This window comes from Pseudoteredinibacter isoporae (assembly GCF_040372805.1).
Taxonomy (GTDB): domain Bacteria; phylum Pseudomonadota; class Gammaproteobacteria; order Pseudomonadales; family Cellvibrionaceae; genus Pseudoteredinibacter; species Pseudoteredinibacter isoporae_A.
In genome coordinates, this window is sequence record NZ_BAABWJ010000003.1 from 356,446 (window position 1) to 378,131 (window position 21,686).

Below are 21,686 nucleotides of genomic sequence, written 5' to 3' on the forward strand. Positions count from 1 at the left end.
CCTCTCTAAATCAAGGTGGCTAGTCCAGAGCCAACACAATTTTTCCGATTAAGTCATGGGATTCCATCAACTTATGGGCCTCAGCCACTTCTTGAATGGAAAATTCTGCCGCCATTACCGGCTTGAACTTACCTTCGGCAATCAACGGCCAGATGTGCTTCTGCAAATTTTGTGCAATGGCAGACTTTTCGATATCGCTTTGCGGCCGGAGTGTAGACCCTGTCAGAGTGAGCCTTTTGATCATGACTGCACGAAAATCCACTTCGGTCTTGGCACCACGTAAAAATGCAATGCTCACCAGTCGCCCATCTTTTGCGGCCATGTTGAGGTTTTTCTGAATATAATCGCCACCCACCATATCAAGAATAACATCAACGCCTTGGCCACCACTGGCTTCAAAAGAAGCCAATTCAAAATCATCCTCTTGATAATTCCACACTTGATCAGCCCCGAGATCTAAACAGGCCTTCTGTTTCGCTGCGCTGCCAACGGTCGCATAAACCTCTGCCCCCATGGCTTTGGCCATTTGAATAGCCGTCGTGCCAATACCGCTGGCTCCGCCATGCACCAAAAATGTCTCTCCAGCCTGCAGGCGACCACGGTCGAACACATTCGTCCAAACAGTAAAACAAGTTTCCGGCAGTGCCGCCGCTTCCGCCATGCTCAAGCCTTCTGGAATCGGGAGGCATTGTCCCGCTGGCACGGCAACTTGTTGCGCATAGGCGCCGCCATTACACAGGGCACAAACTTTATCGCCTGGCGACCAGGCTTCGACTCCTTCACCTAGCGCGATAATTTCACCGGACACTTCCAGTCCCATGGTGGGACTGGCACCGGGAGGTGGCGGATATAATCCCATGCGCTGGAAAATATCGGGGCGATTGACGCCGGCATAAGCAACTTGAATCAGTACCTCGCCGGGCTTAGGTGACACCTCGCCGACTTCCTGCCAAACCATGTTCTCAGCTGCGCCAGCTTCTGTTAAGCCGATACCCCATACACTCATAGTATTGTTCTCCCGAACACGTGTCCCGTCAGGCCGATACAAGCCTCAATTGGCCAAATCGCACCACGCGATTTTAACGGTGGCCCTGTATAAGACGAGGTTTATAATGAATTGCATCCTAACGTATAACAGCCTGAAGGAAAATCACGATGCTTAGCGATATCCTGCACATTACGGCCGACCTCTTTATTGAGTACGCCGCCCTGCTTCTATTGCTTTTACTGCTCACATTGATCGGGGCCATTATCTATATGTACATCGTAGATATACGTCAGACGCGGCATGCAATCCGTCGCAACTACCCCGTAATCGGACGATTCCGTTATTGGTTTGAGCACCTAGGGGAATTCTTCAGACAGTATTTTTTCGCAATGGACCGCGAGGAGCTGCCCTTTAATCGCGCACAGCGCAGTTGGGTGTATCAAGCCGCCAAGAACATCGACACCACCACAGCCTTTGGCTCGACACGCCCATTGAACCAGACCGGAGATATTATTTTCCTCAATGCCCTGTTCCCCAAACTCAAACATGAATTTACACCTGCCGAACCGGTGCGATTTGGCGAAGGTTTCGCCCGGCAATCTTACGCGGCCAACAGCGTGTTTAATATTTCGGCGATGAGTTTTGGCTCTCTGTCATCTGTCGCTGTACGAGCGTTGTCGCACGGCGCTCAGCAAGCAGGAATTTGGATGAACACCGGTGAAGGTGGGCTGTCACCCTACCATTTATCCGGGGGCTGCGACATTGTCTTTCAAATCGGTACCGCCAAGTATGGTGTGCGAGACGATGCGGGAAATTTGAGCGATGACAAGCTTCGGGAGATCGCCTCTCATAAAGAGGTCAAAATGATTGAATTGAAGCTGGCACAAGGGGCTAAGCCCGGTAAAGGTGGCATTCTTCCCGCGGAAAAAGTGACCGCTGAAATCGCGGCCATCCGAGGCATTCCTGAAGGCAAGGCATCCCTCAGTCCCAATGGCCACACGGATATCAACAGCTTGGAACAACTGCTGGACAACATTCATCACATCCGAGAAGTAAGCGGCCTCCCGGTAGGTTTTAAAACGGTGATTGGGCAGAGCCATTGGCTGCGAGAGCTGTGTGAACTGATTCAAACAAAGGGATTGGAATACGCTCCAGACTTTATCACCATCGACAGCGGTGACGGAGGCACAGGTGCCGCCCCACAATCCCTGATCGATTTCATGGGGCTGCCAATCAAACGTAGCCTGCCAATGGTCGTCAATACTCTGGTGGAATACGGCCTGCGCGATCGAATTCGTGTGATTACCTCGGGCAAGCTGATCAACCCTGCCAATGTGGCCTGGGCATTATGCGTGGGTGCTGATGTGGTGGTCTCAGCCCGAGGCTTCATGTTTTCTCTCGGCTGTATTCAGGCTTTGCAATGCAACAAAAATACCTGTCCAACCGGTATTACGACCCATGATCCCGATTTGCAGGAAGGTCTAGATCCCCACAACAAAGCCAACCGTGTCGCTCACTTTGCCAAAAACATGCTGAAAGAACTGGATGTGATTGCTCATTCCTGTGGCGTTGAAAATGTGCGCCATCTCAATCGCAGCCACGCACAAATTATCAATGAGCACGGACTGCCTGAACCAATGGAACTGGTTTTTCCAGAGGCGACCAAAGGCAACACAGGTTCATCGTAAGCGATGTTCAGCGCCGGCCCTATGGCGCCAGGCGCTGAATTGCCCAATCACTGTCAGGCTGCAATTGATACTCAAACCGATCGTGCAGACGATTGGCGCCTCCCTGCCAAAACTCAACACGCACAGGCTTGATTCGAAAGCCACCCCAAAAATCTGGCAGCGGAATTTTACCGGCTGAAAATTTCTGCTTCATTGACGCAAACTGCTGCATCAATAGCTCACGTGATGACACGGGTCGGCTTTGTTCCGAGGCCCAGGCTGCCAACTGACTCTCTTCGGGTCTGGAAAGGAAATACTGCAGAGATTCTTTTTGACTGACTTTTTCAGCAACACCGGCAATTTTCACCTGGCGCTCCAAAGCGTGCCAGGGAAAGTGCAAACTGACTTTGTCATTGGCGGCAATGTCTTGAGCTTTGCGCGAGCCATAGTTGGTGTAGAACACAAAACCGTCTTTATCCACCGCTTTCAGCAATACGATACGCTGGCTGGGTTGCCCTGTTGCATCCACGGTCGCAACCGTCATGGCGGTCGGGTCTTGAATGCCGGCATCCACGGCTTGTTTTAACCAATGTTCAAATTGCGCAATCGGACAATCCTTTAACTGCTCACGGTGCAAGCCGCCCTGCAAATACTCTCGCCTGAGCTGATCAATGGATAATTCTGACACTGTGCTAATCTCCGCAATTCTCATAGAATCTAATCGTGAAATTCAGGTATGCGCGCCACCACTAGGCTATCAGGCTGACGCAAACCGGTTCTAGTATAAACCAGAGAGATATTGGATTGCGCGCCCAAACCTGCAGAGCAGCACAAAAGATCAAGCCATGATACAACCGAACTATGCACAATTGATTTTATGTGGCGGAGAAGGCCGACGCATGGCATCGGCGTATGCTCAAAAAGCCCTGGCCGAGTTTCATGGTCACCCCTTACTGAGCCATGCATTGAGCAAGCAGCAAGCTTCAACGGAAGCCGTTCTTGTAAGCTGCGGCCCCAAACCCGCGCACCACACCGAGATCACCCTACGCCACGAGGCTATGCAGGCCTTACTGAATGACAGTAAGGTACCGACGGAAACCCTGTACGACGCCAGCGACCTCCATCTCGGGCCATTGGCCGGGATTTTCAGTGGTTTGGATTACTGTATTCAGCAACGTCCCTATTGCGAGCATCTGCTGGTGTCTCCGGTAGACACCCCCAGGCAAGCCCCGGACTTGGGACAACAACTGCTGGCTGCCAGTCGGCAAGCACCCAAACACATTATTGTCAGTGAATGCGAAGGCCGCCTGCACCCCCTTCACAGCCTCTGGCCCGTGGCCGCCTACCAAAGCCTTGAAGACTATTTGAGCAGGGGCGAGCGGCGAGTAATGGGCTTCATTGAACGCTTTGGCTATGAGAGCCTTAATGTCCCAGACCCCGATTCATTTCAAAATATCAATAGCCCAGAAGATCTGTCTTCCTGAGGATTAACACTTTTTGACTATTTCGACACTGGCAGCGTCGCCTACTTGGGTTAAGATCTCAGCATGGCACTCGTAGATTCTTTCGGCAGACATATTGACTACTTACGGCTTTCCCTGACAGATCGCTGTGATTTTCGCTGTGTCTATTGCATGGCCGAAGATATGCAGTTTTTACCTCGCGCTCAGGTGTTGAGCCTGGAAGAGTGTGAAATTCTGGTTAAAGCCTTCGTAAAACTGGGGATTAAAAAAGTACGCCTGACCGGAGGTGAACCTCTGGTCCGTAATGGTGCCGTCGAGCTTATGGCCCGATTAAAGGCCATACCCGGTCTGGAAGAACTCTTATTGACCACCAATGGATCAAGATTGGAGGCGTTGGCTCCCGACTTAAAGAAAGCGGGGCTCGATCGCATCAATGTCAGCCTGGATACATTGAACCCAGGCCGTTTCAAAGAACTCAGTCGAACCGGCAAACTCGAACACGTTCTTGCGGGTTTGCGCGCGGCGAGAGCGGCCGGTTTTGAACGCATCAAACTCAACAGTGTGATTTTGAAAAATCGTAACGCTGACGAAGTGGAAGACCTCGTGCAATTCGCCCTTCACGAAGGCTTTGATCTTTCCTTCATTGAAGCGATGCCTCTGGGGCACATAGACGATCACCAACGAAGCGAAGAATTCATCAGCTCAGCCGACATTCAAACGCGCCTGGAAAAACGCTGGCCATTGGAATCGAGCCAATACAAAACCGGTGGGCCATCCCGTTACTGGAAAATCGGTGACAACCAGATCGGTTTTATCTCACCACACAGCAATAATTTTTGCGCAAGCTGCAATCGTTTAAGAGTGACTGCCGAAGGGCGACTGCTCCTATGCCTGGGCAATGAACACTCGTTGGATCTCAAGGCCATCATGCGACGCTACCCGGGTGATCACGCTCGCTTGCAACACGGGATTGAGGCAGCAATGGCCAATAAACCTGAACGCCATCACTTCGATATTAATGAAACACAAATCGTCCGCTTTATGAATACCACAGGCGGATAAAGAACGTCACAGGACTTATACAGACAGCATCATGAGCAAACCAACACCCAGCAGCGACGCAATCCCCCTACGCATTGCTGTACTCACTGTTTCCGATACACGCGACCACAGTAACGATACCTCTGGAGATCTATTGGTAGAGTTGCTGCAAGATGCAGGGCATCACTTGCAACAACGCGATCTGGTGAAGGACGACATTTACCAGATTCGGGCCGTCTGCTCTCAGTGGATCGCTGATTCCGAAGTGCAAGTTGTTTTAATTACTGGCGGCACCGGATTTTCCGGTCGTGACAGCACTCCCGAGGCCGTGCGTCCTTTACTCGATAAAGAAGTCATCGGCTTCGGGGAGATGTTCCGTTATATCTCTCTGGAACAGGTAGGCAGCTCAACGATCCAATCTCGCGCCATGGGAGGCCTGGTGAATAAAACGTTGATCTTTTGTTTGCCTGGTTCAAACAACGCCTGTCGAACGGCTTGGGATGGTATTTTGCTGGAACAGCTCGACAGCCGGCAAAAACCCTGCAATTTTGTTGGACTGCTCAGCTAAAGCGACTCAAAGTACCCCCATCAATCAAAGAGGGCTGCACCATGAATTTGAATCAAGTCACTGTCGCTGCCCATGATTTACCTAAATCAGTGGCGTTCTATCAGACACTTGGTTTAACGCTGATCGTCGATACTCCGCATTACGCTCGCTTTGAATGTCCCGATGGTGAATCAACATTTTCGCTGCACAAAGTCGATCAAAAGCCACCCATCAATGACACCATCATTTACTTTGAATGCCAGCAACTTGATCATGAATACCGACGCTTGCTGAGTGCAGGCATTGAATTTATTCAAGAACCCACAGACCAACGTTGGCTCTGGCGCGAGGCTCGGCTTTACGACCCAAGTGATAATCAAATTTGTTTGTTCTGGGGTGGAGAGAATCGCAAAAATCCGCCGTGGCGGGTAAACTGATCCGCGTTACGGGAAACGCTTCCCGATTGAATTGAAAACAACGAGACACCCATGGACAAGCAAACTCAAACCGAACTTGAAGCGGCGACATTCCGCCGTCTGCTCAAACATTTAGATGAACGCAAAGACGTACAAAACATAGACCTTATGATCCTTGCGGGATTTTGCCGTAATTGCCTGGGCAAATGGTATAAAGCGGCCGCCGATGAGCGGGACATCGAATTGGATGCCGAACAAGCGCGAGACATTGTCTACGGTATGCCCTATGCTGAGTGGAAGGCCAATCATCAGCAAGACGCAACGCCCGAACAACTGGCGGCTTTTGCTAAACTGCAAAACAAGTAGACCCCTCCGGCAATAAGGAAAGTGCATGCCACGCGTTAGAGTCACCGACATTTTTATTTACCCGGTTAAATCCCTGCGTGGCATTGCCTTGAGTCAATCCAGCCTGACGTATACGGGCCTATTGCACGACCGACGCTGGATGATTGTTCGTGCAGACAATGGACAATTTGTTACTCAGAGACAACTGCCCACGATGTGCCTGATCCGAACGGGCATCGACGAACATTACCTCAGTTTGAAAAGTCCGTCGTTAATGCCGGAAAAACCGGAGATCCTCATTCCCTTCGAGCTGCCTCTGGAAAACGAAATGAAAGCCCAGGTCTGGCGTGACGAATGCCGAGTTCTGGATGCCGGGGATGAAGCGGGTGACTGGCTTACCGACGCACTAAAAAGCCCGAAGCCTCTGCGCTTGGTTGCCATGGCACCAGACTTCAAACGCCTGCAGAGCCAGACCGACCGTTTTGGTGAGCAGGCCGCTATCTTTGCCGATGCCGCCCCCTACCTCATCGCAAACCGCGACTCACTTGAGGTTCTGAACCAGCGACTCGCCGCTGAGGACAAAGCCATCGCCCGCATCGAGCAGTTCCGCCCGAATATTGTTGTGGCAGGTCTCGAGCCCTTTAGTGAGCACGACTATAAACGCCTGCACAGTTCCGGCGGCGAATACACCCTGCAGCTGCACGATCGCTGCGAGCGTTGTACCATGATTGGCATCAATCCCGATACCGCCGAAAAATACGCCGAGCATGAGCCCTATCGTACCTTGGCACTCTTCAATGCTATGCCCGATAAACCCCAGGCCGCCGCCTTTGGTGAAAATGCCAGCCTGCTGCGTGGGGACGGCCAGAATATTGGCGTCGGGGACTGGCTATCTATTGACCGGGAACTGGAAGAATAAGCAACCCTAATAGGGTATATACGCCCCCACCTTTCTATCGTAATCTGCCTGCCACTGTGAACAGATCTGCCATTTCGGGGCTTAGCCCTTGGCACTGCACAGCGCTGCTGTGTTGTAGACGAGGAGAACATAATGAGCAAGTTACACGACAAGTTTTACATCAATGGCCAATGGCAAAATGCCCAAGGTGAGGGTCGTCACGATGTGATCCACCCCGCGACGGAAGAAGTGGTCGCGACGGTTGCCCTGGGTAATCAGGATGATGTCGATGCAGCGGTCAGCGCTGCCCGCGCCGCCTTTGATAGCTGGAGTACCAGCAGCGCCGAATTCCGCGCCGACTTGATCCGCAAAGCCGCTGCCCGCTTGCGCGAGCGCCGTGAAGAGTTGGTCAATGCCGTTTCCCAATCGATGGGTTGCCCTCCGCACATCACCCCATGGTTGCAAATTGACGGCCCTATCGGTGCCTTTGAAGGTTACGCCGATCGCTGTGCAGATATGGAAAAAGCGAAAGAGGTGAACAATTCCCTGGTGGTTAAAGAAGCGGCCGGCGTCTGCGGTTTCATTAATCCCTGGAACTACCCGCTGAATCAATTGATGGGCAAGATTGCTCCAGCATTGGCCGCCGGCTGCACCATGGTGGTTAAGCCTTCCGAGCAAACCCCGTTGCAAGACATTATCGTGGCGGAAGTACTCGACGAAGTCGGTTTCCCTGACGGCGTGTTCAACCTGGTCATCGGACTGGGTCACGAAGTAGGCGCAGCACTGTCCAGTCACCCGGAAGTGGACGTGGTTTCCTTCACCGGCTCCACCCGCGCAGGCATTCTCGTCGCCGAAGCGGCCGCTCCAACCGTAAAACGCGTTACGCAGGAACTGGGAGGCAAATCCGCTTTTATCATTACTGACGATGCCGATTTGGACGCGGCTGTTCGCTGTGGTGTCGACGATGTGATGATCAACACCGGCCAGACCTGTATCGCTCTCACGCGTATGCTGGTGCCTGCCAGCCGCTATGAAGAAGCTACCCAGATCGCCAAGAACTACACAGAAACCCTTAAGGTCGGTTACGACGATGACGCGGTGTACGTTGGTCCAATGTCTTCGGCACGTCAGCGTGATACCGTTCAGCGTTATATCGAAATTGGCATGGAAGAGGCCACTCTGTTGACGGGTGGACTGGGTGCTCCAGAAGGCCTGGAGAAGGGTTTTTATGTCAAACCGACCATTTTCTCCGACGTTAATAACGATATGCGTATCGCCCGTGAAGAGATCTTTGGCCCGGTACTGGTCATGATTCCATATCAGGACCTGGATGAGGCAGTGGCCATCGCCAACGACACGCCGTACGGCCTCTCCAGCGGCGTATACGCCAAAACCAAGGAAGACGGCATTGCGATTGCCCGTCGTTTACGGGCGGGTCAGTGCTACGTTAACGGCGGTGACTACAACTACGACGCGCCATTCGGCGGCTACAAGCAGTCCGGCAATGGCCGTGAGTGGGGTGATGAGGGCTTGCACGAGTTTATCGAGATCAAAGCCATCCAACTGTAATTCGACTCGTTCCTCTGGCCCGCAGACTCCAGTCTGCGGGCTCTCTTTCTCTTCCTATCTCGCTTTCTGTTCGCCCACGGGCTCATACTTTTGGCTCCTTTACTGATCTCGGTGAGGGCAAGCGCGCTCCAGCAATGTTAAAATCCTCCTGACTCTCGTGCTTTTCAAAACCGGCCGACCTTAGGAATCTGACTATGCACCATACGCTTGTAATCTACGCTGGCGGTACCATTGGCATGGCCCCAGGGCCTGACGGCTTATCCCCAAATGATGAGCTTGAAAGCAATTTGCGCCACGCATTGGCCTCACATGAACAAATGGCCGATTTCGACTTTCTGAGTCTGCAACCCCTGATCGACAGCTCAGATGCGACCCCCAGTGATTGGCAGCGCTTGGCAAACACGATTAATCAGTACAGCGATTATCGCTCTTACATCATTCTCCATGGCACCGATACGATGGCGTTTTCCGCAGCAGCGCTGTCCTACATGTTTGCGGGCAGCGACAAGGCCATTATTTTTACCGGCTCACAAGTACCGCTGTTATTGCCCGACAATGATGCCGTGGACAATTTCATCGGTGCCCTGCGGAGTCGTGACGCCGGCTTCTCAGGAGTCGGGCTCTATTTCGGTGGTGAGCTGCTCCCTGCCAACCGCTGCCACAAGACCAGCAGTCGAGATTTTCGTGCTTTTATCAATGACAACGGCAAGGGGCAGGCCCCGGACGAACCGTTTCAATATGAAGGCACAATCTCCGCCGAGCAACACGACAGCGTTACGATCATTTATTTCTATCCCGGCATCAGTGCACAGAACATACAGCACAACCTGGCGTCCGAGAATCTGAAATTAGTTTTGTTGCTGAGCTTTGGGGCGGGTAATATACCTGCCGCTGATTCGGCCCTGGTAAGCGAGCTTGAGCGCGCTAAGGAAAGAGGCATTTGCCTGTTTAATATCAGCCAATGTCGTCACGGCGGCGTACAACAGGATTGCTATGCCACCGGCAGTGTACTTAGCCGTTGCGGTGTCCGACACGCTGGAGATATTAATTTGGAGGCCGCCTTTGCCAAAGCACATATTCTCTTGGCCCAAGGCTTGAAAGGTGATGCTTTGGGTGACGCTATGTGCAAAAACCTGGCCGGAGAGATAAGCAGCGAGTAAACAAGCTGCCAGAAAATCGAAACATCAAGTAAGAAAAATACAATAGGAATCACCATGGCAACACCTTTTTACCCACCACAAAGAACCCTGATGGGCCCAGGCCCTTCAGATGTTAGCCCACGTGTCCTGGCCGCACTGGGCCGCCCAACCATCGGACATCTGGACCCTGAATTCGTGACCCTGATGGACGAAATCAAAGGCTTGTTGCAAATGGCCTTTCAAACCGACAATCAGTTAACCATCCCGATCTCAGCCCCCGGGTCAGCTGGAATGGAAGCCTGCTTCGTTAACTTGCTAGCCCCTGGAGATAAAGCCATCGTCTGTCAGAACGGCGTGTTCGGCGCTCGAATGAAAGAGAATGTCGAGCGCTGTGGTGCGACGTCTATCATGGTTGAAGATGATTGGGGCACTCCAGTCAGCATCGACAAGGTTAAAGCCGCTTTTGCCGAACACCCGGACACCAAGGTTCTGGCTTTTGTTCACGCAGAAACCTCTACCGGTGTTGAGAGTGATGCCGCAGCGCTGTGTAAAATTGCTGCCGACAATGACGCCTTGAGCATTATGGATGCGGTAACTTCATTAGGCGGCATCGAACTGAAAGTCGATGAGTGGGGCGCGGACGCCGTCTATTCCGGCTCGCAGAAATGCTTGTCCTGTGTGCCGGGTATTTCACCAGTAACCTTCAGCCCGAAGGCGGTCGACGCCATTAACAACCGTCAACATAAGGTACAAAGCTGGTTCCTGGATATGCAACTGGTAATGGGTTACTGGGGTGGTGACAGCAAACGTGCTTACCATCACACCGCCCCCGTGAATGCGATGTACGCACTGCATGAATCGTTGCTCATGCTCGAAGAAGAAGGTCTGGACTTGGCCTTCGAACGCCATATGTTCCATCACGAAGCCTTGGTGAAAGGCTTGGAAGCCATGGGCTTGAATATGCTCGTTGATCACAGCTGTCGTTTGCCACAACTGAACTTGGTTCAGATTCCAGAAGGCATCGAAGACGCTGCTGTACGTTCTGCACTGCTATCACAATACGATCTGGAAATTGGTGCCGGCCTGGGCGCATTTGCGGGCAAAGCCTGGCGTATCGGTTTGATGGGCCAAGCCTGTTATCAGGAGAATGTGTTGCTGTGCTTAAGCGCACTGGACAATGTCCTGGCGGCTCAAGGTGCTACGCATGAACGCGGTTCTGCTGTCGCCGCCGCCATGGCGCATTACGATACCGTGCAACAATAGGTCTCGGTCGTCAGAAACACGCAAAAAGCCCCGAACAATTTGCCGGGGTTTTTTGCGTGTAATTAATCACTGTTTTACTGCGATGACGGTTAACGCCCCACAACAAAACTCGCCGTTGTTGTCGCACTGCCACCGATATTTAACGTCGCAATATTTTTAGCGCCGACAACTTGGTAACTTTCTGCTTGGTGGCAAGCCTGTTTATAAGCATCTAACATCATCCGCACGCCGGTTGCACCAACGGGATGTCCGAGGCCGATTAGACCGCCGCTCGGATTAATCGGCAAACGTCCTCCCAAGGTAATATCACCCGCTTCAATCGCCTTCCAGGATTCTCCTGGGGCCGTAATGCCGAAATGGTCAATGGCCATATATTCCGTCATGGCAAAGCAATCGTGAGTCTCAATGGCGTCGATGTGATCCAATTCGACGTTCGCTCGCTTGAAGGCCTGTTGAATTGCCTGGTTGACGTGAGGAAACACCAAGGGCTGTTCAGCGCTGGCGGAAATCTTATCGGCGTAAGCGATACCTGCAGTAGTGTGTCCCCAACCTTTGATTCGGGGGATAGAATCCAGGTCCAGGCCATGACGTTTTGCGTAGTCTTCTGCAAACGGTTTGGATGCTAAAAATACAACCGCAGCGCCATCCGTAATTTGCCCGCAATCATTACGACGAACACGGCCACTGATAATTGGATTTAACTCATCATCTTCACTGAACGCACCGTCAGCAAATTCCCAGGCACGCGATTGAGAATTGGGATTTAACTTGGCATTGTCGTAATTGATTCGCGCGATTTCCCCAAGATGAGCATAGTCAATGCCGTAGCGCTTTTCATACTCCAGGGTCAACTCACTGAACATATGCGGCCACATAAACGTGACGCCCTCACCTTCGTGGCCCGTCCATGCGGCGGAACCGAGATATTCTGCGCCCTTATCGCCCGGCACATTACGCATATACTCCACGCCCAGCACACAGGCGCTCTCGTAACGGCCGGATTCAATATCGGCCATTGCCGCGAGAATGGCCATACTGCCAGATGCGCAGGCCGCCTCATGCCGGGAAATCGGCAGGCCGCGAAATTCGGGAATTTTTTGCGCCAGAACGCCACCCAACATCCCCTGCCCACAAAACAGCTCGCCGACGAAGTTTCCGACATGTGCACACTGAATCTCTTGCGCGTCCAGCTGACTGACACCCAGGCCATTGCGAACGACCTCTTCCATCATGTCGCCAATTTCCAAGCCCTGTCGGGACCAGTTACGGGCAAAGTCACTCTGCGCTCCACCTAAAATAAACACGTCATTTGGCATATGGCATCTCCGGATCGCTTCACCCTGCTGGGCTGATAAAGGCTTTTATCGACTAACTTTTATTATGAGACTTAAGAGTATCGAAAAGCAGCCGTTCAGGCAAGCGCCGCCGGGCAACAAAATGAGGCATCCGCCGTATTAGGACACGACCAGAGTCAAGGCATAGAGCAAGGCGTCTTCGCGACCGTTTTTGTGGCAAGGATAATAATTCGGGCGACTGCCCAGTTGATGGAAACCTAACTTCTCGTAGAGCGCAATAGCCGCGGTATTTGACGCGCGAACTTCCAGAAAGATCTCTCGAATTTTTGGATCCAGGCGATCAATCAAATGCTGTAACAGCCGGGCTCCCATACCTCTTCCCTGCTGCTCGGGTGCGACGGAAATATTCAACAACTCAGCCTGATCGGCAATTTGAGAGGCCACATAATACGCCACCAAATGACCATCAAGCTCCAATGCCGCAAGGAGATGACGTTCACAACTCAGGCGCTGAGCGAACTGATTCACCGGCCAAGGGTGGCTGTGTGCCTTCTGCTCAATCTGAATTAGAGAGGCCAAATCACTTTCTAGAACCGGACGAATTGACTCAGGCATGTGTTTGAAGAATTTATTCCGCGGGGGACATCAACGTTTGACGCATGGCACGCCAAGCCCTGGCTTTAAGCTGCGGTCGCTCTAGCATTTCGGCCAAACTCGGCATGGTAATCAACTGCTTGGCGGGCACCACGGTGGCCCCCGAAAGCTGCTCCGCCTGGATGACATGGCCAAAACCGCTATCCTCTTGCGGAACCATACCGCCAGGTAGCAAATGAAAGGCATCGTCACCCATTAGCCACCAGTGACTAACCGGGGAATCCAGCAACGTTTCCAGAAACGCTCCGAGCATTTCCCGAGCCGCTTCAGCCCCGATATCGGCCTGGGGCATATCAAACATCGGCCACTGCAGCACCTGTGCTTTCGACAGGTTCCCAAGCTTTAATCCATAAGCTTGCAGCATACTCAGCAAAAGCTTTTCAGTGGGCAGCGCTTTCTCACTATGGCGACTGTCGACCACCAATAAATCATCAAAACGCCAAACACTCAAACTGAAATTCAGCGCTTCAGTTGGGTGTACCTGGTCATTTTCTTCTGAGGAGACTTTACTTGCTTGTGTAGAACGGGGCTTTTTCGCTGTTTTGTCCGGTTCAAAGTCAGCCAACAACTCCGCTGCGCCAACCGCAGTATTTGCACGAGCTGCCGGAGCACTTCCCATTGATCCAGGGCCAACGGATTCACCGACCGCTGTCGACGCCTCAGATACATGCTGAAGAGTCGCTGCCTTGGACTGTAACTCCGCAGGCTGCGAAGTGATAGCCACAGGTTCCGGGGCAGCACTGAGCTCAACCGGCCACTCACACTCTTGAGGAGTCGGCGCATTAGGCAACAGACAGCGAGGCATATAGCTGTCGATTCCCATAGCGGAAAGATATTGGTGGCGAGTGGTTTCGAACATAATAGAACAGCTTGTTTTCGTGGCCTCCATTCTAACCTGATACGGGAACCGACGAAAACCTGCAAAACCCCGGCGAACAATCATACCGGGGCTCAAGGCATTGCTTGCGATAATAACTCAGAGGCCATTAACTCAAAGGCGATAACAGCACGGATAATCGTAGGCGCTTTTGCGCCTACGATTTATACGCCATGCTGGGGATGGGAGCGAACACCTGATTCCAGCATATTCAATGCCTGTAAGTAGGCTTTTGCCGATGCTGCCACCACGTCAGTGTCAGCGCCCACACCATTAACGAGTTGACCATTACGTTCGAGACGAACCGTCACATCACCCACGGCTTCTGTACCTTGAGTGATAGCGTTCACCGAATACAGCAACAAATCTGCTCCGCTTTGGAACTGTTTTTCGATGGCCTTAAACACGGCATCGACCGGGCCACTGCCCTCTGAATCGGTTTCAATAATTTGTTCACCAACGCGAATCGCCAACTTGGCATGGGGGGCCTGCCCGGTTTTGCAGCTGATCTCCATCGCCTCGAAACCATAGGTTTCCTCAACCTCTTGAGCTTCACCCACTAAGGCCTGTAAATCCTCATCGAAAATTTCGTGTTTTTTATCCGCCAGTTGTTTAAAGGCCTGGAATATCTGGTTGAATTCACCATGCTCTTCAAACTGAATACCCAGTTCCTCATAACGTGCTTTCACTGCGGCACGGCCTGAATGCTTACCCAATACCAGCTTATTGGTATTCCAGCCAACATCTTCGGCTTTCATAATTTCATAGGTCTCGCGATGCTTCAGCACACCATCCTGATGAATACCCGATTCATGGGCAAAGGCATTTGCACCCACAATGGCTTTGTTCGGCTGTACCGGAAAGCCCGTAATACTGGACACAAGGCGAGATGTCGGCACGATATGCACAGGATCAATATCGGTATGAACCGGCATGACATCGTGTCGTGTTTGCACCGCCATCACCAATTCTTCCAATGAGGCATTACCAGCGCGTTCACCCAATCCATTGATAGTACATTCAACTTGGCGTACACCGTTCATCACCGCAGACAGGGAATTAGCAACGGCCAAGCCCAAATCGTTGTGGCAGTGGGTTGAGAAAATCGCTTTATCCGAATTGGGGACATTTTCAATCAAGCGCTTAAACATTAAACCGTATTCCGCTGGTTCACCGTAACCTACCGTATCAGGAATATTGATGGTGCGCGCTCCCGCATCGATCACCGCTTCGATAATGCGGCTGGCAAACTCAAACTCGGTCCGTGAACCATCCTCCAATGAGAACTCCACATCATCGGTGAATTGGCGAGCGCGCTTTACGGCATCAATTGCCTGGGCCAGCACATCATCAGGCTCCATCTGCAATTTATACTTCATGTGGATGGGAGAGGTAGCAATAAACGTATGGATTCGCCCAGCATTCGCATTCTTAAGCGCTTCGCCGGCACGTAAAATATCGGGTCCCATTGCACGAGCCAAGCTGCAGACAGTGGAATCTTTTACCGTTTCTGCAACGGCTTTTACGGCTTCAAAATCACCCGGGCTGGCAATTGCAAAGCCTGCCTCAATCACATCAACACGCATCTTTTCCAGCATTTTCGCGATGCGAATCTTTTCGTCTTTTGTCATGGATGCGCCTGGGCTCTGCTCCCCATCGCGCAAGGTCGTATCAAAAATAACCAACTTGTCCTTAGACATGGCAAATCACTCCAAAGAAATCCTGGCTTTAAGCCAAATAAAATAATAGATCAAAAACGTTTTAAAAATCGGGGGGAGAGAATATTAGCCGCGCAGCGGCAGTCGCTGCAGCAATAGGTGCAGAGATGATAGCTTCAAAGAGCATTGACGAACGGTAAGATAATAAGTGCTATTCATGGCCAATATAGAATTTGTAGGCTGCCCATTGCAGCTGCCGCTTATAGTACAAGCAGCCCACACACACATCAATAGCCATCCTAAATATCAGACTTATTTAGGATGATTTTGCAAAAAGTTACACCAAAAACGCATATCGCGAGATTTACATCATAAAATATGTCTTTTTCTAGGAAAATGATTCCAGCAATAAATCAAGATTATTCGACAGGCTTTCGAGATCAATGCGGTCCGCCTTATCGCTTTCCCGGGCGAGCTTCATCCAATCGACAGCTCGACCACGCATAGACACCGCTTTGTCGGTCAGTTCGATATGCCGCTCACGCTCATCCTCATCACCTCGGCGTCGTTGCACCAAGCCACGGCTTTCCATCCGTTTCAGCAGCGGCGTTAAGGTGCCAGAGTCCAGTTGTAAACGCCGCCCCAACTGCCCCACCGTACCAAAGTGCTGTTCGTTATCACGCCATTCCCACATCAACATCAACACCAGATATTGAGGGTAGGTGATATCCAAGGCTTTGAGCAGAGGCTGATACGCCCTGATTACCAGGCGAGACGCGGTGTATAAACGAAAGCAAAGCTGCTGGTCGAGATAAAGCAGCTCTGCATCTTGGCTTGAATCAGACATAAGGAGTTATTCGCGATTTATCCAAACTCGTTACAAAAGGGCCTCAATCGCACTGCGCATGGATTCAGGCTTATCTTTCGGGGCAAAGCGTTTGACTGTTTTACCGTCTTTTGAAACGAGGAATTTAGTAAAATTCCATTTTATCTTTTCAGTCCCGAGAATGCCCGGAGCGGCTTGTTTTAAATCCTTAAACAAGGGGTGCGCTTGCTCTCCATTGACATCCAGCTTGGTCACAAGAGGGAAGGTCACACCAAAGTTCAGCTCACAAAACTCATTGATCTGTTGGTCAGAGCCTGGCTCCTGGCCGGCAAACTGGTTACATGGGCAACCGATAATAACCAGCCCCTGGTCTTTATATTCCTGATGCAAAGCTTCCAGGCCTTTGTACTGGGGCGTGAACCCACATTTGCTGGCCGTGTTTACGATCAGCAGAACCTTCCCTTCGTAGTCAGACAATTTGAGAGCTTCTCCACCCGCAACTTCTAAGCTGTGTTGATACACATCAGACATTCCTTATACCTCCAAACCTATTAATTATATTGCTTAAAACTATATTGTGCACAATATTAAATCACATAAAAATGCCCGGCACCAGCATGCCGGGCATTGCTCTTCACGTTCAGGTCCGCAACGCTCAGACCTGAATATCAGACATCGAACAAAGTATTTAGAGTGTCGCTTAAGCCTCTTGATACCGCGAGATCGAGCTCGCCCAAGCTTTGCACTTCCCGCGAGTTCAGGGGTTCCTGCGGCGCGCTTTCCGCCGAAATTTTCAGGGTTTCAGGCAGAATGTCTAACTCACTACCGGAAATAAGGTCCTGAAGTTCCAGAGTGCTTTCCCCCTCAGAAGAATCGGGATCATACGCAAACCACACGTCATCGATACGACCGACTTGCCCATCAACACCTACGTAACTCGAACTGAGGCCAATAATATTGCCATTGTCCACAAGCCCATTGCTGCTCGCGTCGAGATTAATACTGAGTATTCCAGCCTCATCCAGAGCCAACAGCTCTCCCTCTTGAACCTGACCATCGCTATTGAGATCCTGCCAAAGTTCAAGCTCTGAATAGAGCTCATCATTCGAATCAAAAACACCATCGGTATTTGAATCGAGGTCACGTAACGCATCAAAGCCATCCCGAGCCAGTGACCCATCCGTTTTGCGCGTCGCCGCACCAAATAATTCCGAACCATCATTGATAATTCGATCATCATTACGATCATAAACCAATAAGGCATCGTCACCGGCCACCCAGGCTGTCGCCTCCAGAGCCCCATCTGCATCGATATCAAAACGAACACCTTCGGCCAAGGACAAAGTCTCCGTGCCGTCGCCATCCAAATCCAATACAAGCGGGGTAATAAGCCTACTCGCATCAGCCCCCGCCACGGCAATACTGTCGATAGATAAATCCCTGTCCAAGCCACTGTTCACCGCAGTATTACTGACACGCACGGTATAATCGCCCGCGTTCTGAGCAACAATCGAAAAACTCACATCGCTCGTCGTACCGCCATTAAATTGCACGGTTTGGCGCTCTACAACATTGCCATCCGAATCCAACACGTCAATTTCAGCAACCGTGTTATTGCCCGCCTGCTCATTGAGTGAAAGCGAGGCGCTAAAATCATAGTTTTGCCCCGCGACCGCCGTGAAGCCTGTTGTTCCTGAAGTCTCACGACCACCCGCAAGTGTTTGAGCATCGCCATTCTCAACGGTATCACCCACCCACTGGCCATTGAGCACATTCTCGGAGGTTTCGTAAGTCGGATCAGCCACACTGATCGTAAAATCACTTTGTTGAGAACTCCCATCACTGGACAGGGCCACCACGGTGATAAGTTGATTGCCCATATCCGTAGTCTCAATGCTGCGATTGAGTGTCACTACACCGGTCTCGCGATCAATCGCGAATAAACCATTCGCATCATTCGACAGTTCATAACCAACCGACTGATTCGAGTCAGCTTCATTCGCATGGGCCGTTATTCCCACAGAAGCCCCTATCTCGGCGTTGCTGTAAATCTCATTATCATCGCCGTCATTATCGTCAAGAGCTTGCAGCGGCGTATTCGTATTAACATGAATAACGAAAGTTTCCGTCGCGCTACGTCCTCTCGAAGTTTGCAGAATAACGTCGATCTCATAGCGACCAATATCACCGCTGCTGATTTCCCTCGCCAACTCAATGTCCCCAGTCGACGCATTAATCTGAAACAAATCATTAGGATTGGATGCCAAATTGAATTGTGAAAATTCTCCAGAAAGCAGGTTCTGTCCTGCCGCCGTAACACCCACCGAAGCACCCGCTCCCTCAGCATCGGTGACCGTGTTGTCTGCGTTGTTACTGTCGATCAGCTCCAGTTGTCCTGAATTACCACTGAAGCCTACGTTCACCGCACCACTCGAAGCCGCAACATCAATCGTGAAGGTTTCCGTCGCCTCACGTCCAGCGGAGGTCTCAACCTTAACAACGACATCATGACTACCGACATCGGCACTGCTTGCATCTCGAGCTAAGGTAATTTGGCCGTCCGGCGCAATCTCAAAAAGACCATTGGGGTTCGATGTCAGAGTATACGCAATGGGTATTTCTCCCGCGTCCAGATTGTTAGCCGTGGCAGAAACACCGGTATCAGCTCCTGCGGTATCAGAATCCGTCACCGCATTATCCGCAGTGTCTCTGTCACGTACCTCAAGCACTCCAATAATATCGATATCGGTTGTGCCTGTGACGTCAATAGTGAAGGTATTCGTCGCTGTTTCACCCTGTAACGTAAGCGCCGTAATGCTGATTTCATAGCTCCCAATATCAGCATCTGTCGCATCCCGAGCCAACGTAACTTGGCCGGTAGGGTTGTGGATTTGGAACAAACCATTGGCATTGCCCCCAGTCAACGAGTACTGCACAACAATATCACCTGTGCCCAGATTTTCGGGTGCTGCGGTAACGCCAACTTCATCACCCAAAACACCTTCACTGCTCACAGAATTGTCATTGTCATCGCGATCTCTCACACCAAAATCACCACCAATGCCAATGTCAATTTCACCCTTCAAAATGAAATCAAGCACGGGACTCGGTGCGCTCTCCCCGTTTCCGGCCGGATCGACTTGCGTAGCGGTAATGCTGTAAGGAATCTCAACATTGGCTTCAAAATCCAGTGGAATTTCCAAAGACCAGTTGCCACTGTCGTCCGCGATGGTAGTACCGATTCTTATTCGGTCTCCATTCGGCTCGGTGTTATAAATATGAACTGTCGCGCCGGGTTCAGCCGTTCCGCTGAATACCGGTGCAGCGTCATCAATGGTGCTTCCCTGGGCAATAAAACCGGTTACAACCCCGGCATCATCGAACCCTTGCAAGGTAAGTGGAGCGTCAGGAACACTGGTATCAATTTCCAAGGTAAACTCATCGACGGATTCATTACCCGCAGCATCTCTCGCCGTCGCTGTGAAGGTTGCCGTACCATCGGGCAAGGCATCGGTAACCTGAATTTGCCATTGACCATTACTGTCCGCAATGACAGGACCATATGTACTGCCATTCACAAGCAATGTCACTTGGGCGCCTTCTTTAGCGGTCCCCACAATCAACGGCATATTGTCATTCGTTAGCCCCCCGTCACGAATATCTTCTGTGCTTCCTTGAGATTGATCTGAGTTGGGCACATCATCCACAGCTTTGTCGATGCTCAGGTTCAGCGGAGCGGTGTCGACTGTAAAACTTAGAGGGTCGCTCGGTGCACTCGGGCCATTACCCGCTTCATCTGTAACCGCGATTTGGACCGTGTGCAACCCATCAGACAAATTAGGTGTGTATTCCCAATTCCCTTGGTCGTCGGTTGGAACGGTTTCCGTACGCTCATTCGCCGTGCCGCTATCCAGAATAATGGTAACTTCACCATTCGGTTCAGAAACCTGTCCAAAAAATCGAGGGGTCGCATCGTCGGTTGTATCGCCTTCCTGGATTTCACCGATAGCAGGTCCCACATCATCTTCCGCCATCAAGACACCATCGACACCTATATCTGGAGTGCCAGGTGATTGAGTGTCCACCGTTATGGTGAAACTATCGCTTTGTGGCGACTCATTGCCAGCCTCATCAACCTCGCTGACCGTGAAGATATGCTCGCCATCCGGTAGCGCTCCAGCGGGAGTGAAACTCCATAACCCATTGGTATCGATAGGCACTTCATCGGCAAAGTTTCCATCCACATAGACCCGAATCACATCGCCAGGCGTGCCCGTACCATTGAGTGTTGGTTGAGCATCGTCAGTATGATCGCCGTCCGACAGATTTCCCTGAATGCTCCCCACATCATCTTCTACGCTGGATATTACCGGCATACTCGCAGGACTTGCGTCAACCTCCAAGGTAAAGCTGTCCGTAACTTCATTCCCTGATGCATCTGTTGCGATAGCAATGAATGTTGCGGTGCCATCTGGCAATTCGTCGGCTACAGGAATTTGCCATTGACCATTCTCGTCGGCAATGACAGGGCCATAACTATTCCCATTAACTTCCAGAATAACTTCCGATCCCGCTTTAGCCAGACCAACAATTGTTGGGGTTCGATCATTTGTCAGGCCACCATCGCTAATATTTTTGGTCGTGCCCACTGGCTCTCCCGCATCGGGAACATCATCCACGGCATGTTCAATACTCACAGTCACAGAGCTGGTGTCGACCGTAAAATCGATCGGACTCGTTTCGGATGAGGTGTTGCCAGCGGGGTCCACCACCTCGGCTGAGACTCGGTAATTGCCATTCGTTAAGGCCGGTTCCGGTGTCGCTTCCCAGGTCGCCGGGTCACCCGCATTGGCGCCCGCCGTTAGGGGAATGTTCTCAATCGTCTGCACAACATTGTCGTTCTCATCGCGAACGATCAGCGTCACTGTCGAGCCATCCTCCGCTTCACTGGCGGCCACTTCGCCACTGAAGGTGGGCGCAGCGTCGTCGATGGTGTCGCCGTTATTGATCGGACCGGTCACCCGACCCACATCGTCGGTG

At 51.5% G+C, this 21,686-nt stretch carries 19 protein-coding genes; 10 read left to right on the forward strand and 9 right to left on the reverse strand.

The genetic code is table 11. The annotated features are described in order from the left end of the window. Window positions 1-19: 19 nt before the first annotated feature. Window positions 20-1,006, reverse strand: coding sequence for an NAD(P)H-quinone oxidoreductase (locus ABWW03_RS09725; protein WP_353407958.1), 987 nt, complete (start codon window positions 1,004-1,006; stop codon window positions 20-22). Window positions 1,007-1,155: 149 nt separating this feature from the next. On the opposite strand from ABWW03_RS09725, the gene ABWW03_RS09730 reads away from it, so the two are divergent. Continuing rightward, on the forward strand, window positions 1,156-2,676 hold the full coding sequence (locus tag ABWW03_RS09730) for an FMN-binding glutamate synthase family protein (protein WP_353407959.1): 1,521 nt from the start codon (window positions 1,156-1,158) through the stop codon (window positions 2,674-2,676). A gap of 19 nt (window positions 2,677-2,695) precedes the next feature. On the opposite strand, the gene pdxH is transcribed toward ABWW03_RS09730, so the two are convergent. Next, complete coding sequence (gene pdxH / locus ABWW03_RS09735; RefSeq protein WP_353407960.1) at window positions 2,696-3,343, reverse strand: pyridoxamine 5'-phosphate oxidase; 648 nt, start codon at window positions 3,341-3,343, stop codon at window positions 2,696-2,698. Between the two features lie 157 nt (window positions 3,344-3,500). Between pdxH and mobA the strand changes: the two genes are divergently transcribed. From mobA to ABWW03_RS09780, 9 genes are all read left to right on the forward strand, one after another. Then, a complete protein-coding gene (mobA, locus tag ABWW03_RS09740) occupies window positions 3,501-4,139 on the forward strand; it encodes a molybdenum cofactor guanylyltransferase (protein ID WP_353407961.1) in 639 nt (212 codons plus the stop codon). A 63-nt stretch (window positions 4,140-4,202) separates the two neighbouring features. Then, window positions 4,203-5,180: a GTP 3',8-cyclase MoaA gene (gene moaA / locus ABWW03_RS09745; protein WP_353407962.1), complete on the forward strand. Its 978-nt coding sequence runs from the start codon at window positions 4,203-4,205 to the stop codon at window positions 5,178-5,180. A gap of 31 nt (window positions 5,181-5,211) precedes the next feature. Beyond that, window positions 5,212-5,727 (forward strand): molybdenum cofactor biosynthesis protein B, encoded by a 516-nt coding sequence (moaB, locus tag ABWW03_RS09750; protein WP_353407963.1) that lies wholly within the window; start codon window positions 5,212-5,214, stop codon window positions 5,725-5,727. 41 nt (window positions 5,728-5,768) lie between these two features. After that, window positions 5,769-6,143, forward strand: a complete 375-nt coding sequence (locus tag ABWW03_RS09755) for a VOC family protein (RefSeq protein ID WP_353407964.1) — start codon at window positions 5,769-5,771, stop codon at window positions 6,141-6,143. A gap of 51 nt (window positions 6,144-6,194) precedes the next feature. Beyond that, complete coding sequence (locus tag ABWW03_RS09760; protein ID WP_353407965.1) at window positions 6,195-6,488, forward strand: DUF1244 domain-containing protein; 294 nt, start codon at window positions 6,195-6,197, stop codon at window positions 6,486-6,488. A 25-nt stretch (window positions 6,489-6,513) separates the two neighbouring features. Further along, window positions 6,514-7,386, forward strand: a complete 873-nt coding sequence (locus tag ABWW03_RS09765; protein ID WP_353407966.1) for an MOSC domain-containing protein — start codon at window positions 6,514-6,516, stop codon at window positions 7,384-7,386. 132 nt (window positions 7,387-7,518) lie between these two features. Then, the gene (locus ABWW03_RS09770; protein ID WP_353407968.1) at window positions 7,519-8,934 is read left to right on the forward strand and encodes an aldehyde dehydrogenase family protein; all 1,416 of its coding nucleotides are present in this window, start codon (window positions 7,519-7,521) and stop codon (window positions 8,932-8,934) included. A 194-nt stretch (window positions 8,935-9,128) separates the two neighbouring features. Next, window positions 9,129-10,094 carry an asparaginase gene (locus tag ABWW03_RS09775; RefSeq protein WP_353407969.1) on the forward strand — a complete coding sequence of 322 codons (966 nt, stop codon included), beginning with the start codon at window positions 9,129-9,131 and terminating at the stop codon, window positions 10,092-10,094. 54 nt (window positions 10,095-10,148) lie between these two features. Then, window positions 10,149-11,336 carry a pyridoxal-phosphate-dependent aminotransferase family protein gene (locus ABWW03_RS09780; protein ID WP_353407970.1) on the forward strand — a complete coding sequence of 396 codons (1,188 nt, stop codon included), beginning with the start codon at window positions 10,149-10,151 and terminating at the stop codon, window positions 11,334-11,336. Window positions 11,337-11,425: 89 nt separating this feature from the next. Here the strand turns inward: ABWW03_RS09780 and ABWW03_RS09785 are convergent, their stop codons facing one another. The 7 genes from ABWW03_RS09785 to ABWW03_RS09815 form a co-directional block, all read right to left on the reverse strand. After that, a complete protein-coding gene (locus ABWW03_RS09785) occupies window positions 11,426-12,652 on the reverse strand; it encodes an acetyl-CoA acetyltransferase (RefSeq protein WP_353407972.1) in 1,227 nt (408 codons plus the stop codon). Between the two features lie 138 nt (window positions 12,653-12,790). Next, the gene (gene rimI / locus ABWW03_RS09790) at window positions 12,791-13,210 is read right to left on the reverse strand and encodes a ribosomal protein S18-alanine N-acetyltransferase (protein WP_353407973.1); all 420 of its coding nucleotides are present in this window, start codon (window positions 13,208-13,210) and stop codon (window positions 12,791-12,793) included. Between the two features lie 49 nt (window positions 13,211-13,259). Beyond that, on the reverse strand, window positions 13,260-14,144 hold the full coding sequence (locus tag ABWW03_RS09795; RefSeq protein ID WP_353407974.1) for a hypothetical protein: 885 nt from the start codon (window positions 14,142-14,144) through the stop codon (window positions 13,260-13,262). Window positions 14,145-14,326: 182 nt separating this feature from the next. Continuing rightward, window positions 14,327-15,862: a 2-isopropylmalate synthase gene (locus ABWW03_RS09800; RefSeq protein ID WP_353407975.1), complete on the reverse strand. Its 1,536-nt coding sequence runs from the start codon at window positions 15,860-15,862 to the stop codon at window positions 14,327-14,329. Between the two features lie 346 nt (window positions 15,863-16,208). Next, a complete protein-coding gene (locus ABWW03_RS09805) occupies window positions 16,209-16,667 on the reverse strand; it encodes a MarR family winged helix-turn-helix transcriptional regulator (protein WP_353407976.1) in 459 nt (152 codons plus the stop codon). 30 nt (window positions 16,668-16,697) lie between these two features. Beyond that, the gene (locus tag ABWW03_RS09810; protein ID WP_353407977.1) at window positions 16,698-17,177 is read right to left on the reverse strand and encodes a glutathione peroxidase; all 480 of its coding nucleotides are present in this window, start codon (window positions 17,175-17,177) and stop codon (window positions 16,698-16,700) included. A 137-nt stretch (window positions 17,178-17,314) separates the two neighbouring features. Then, window positions 17,315-21,667, reverse strand: coding sequence for an Ig-like domain-containing protein (locus ABWW03_RS09815; protein WP_353407978.1), 4,353 nt, complete (start codon window positions 21,665-21,667; stop codon window positions 17,315-17,317). Between the last annotated feature and the right edge of the window lie 19 nt (window positions 21,668-21,686).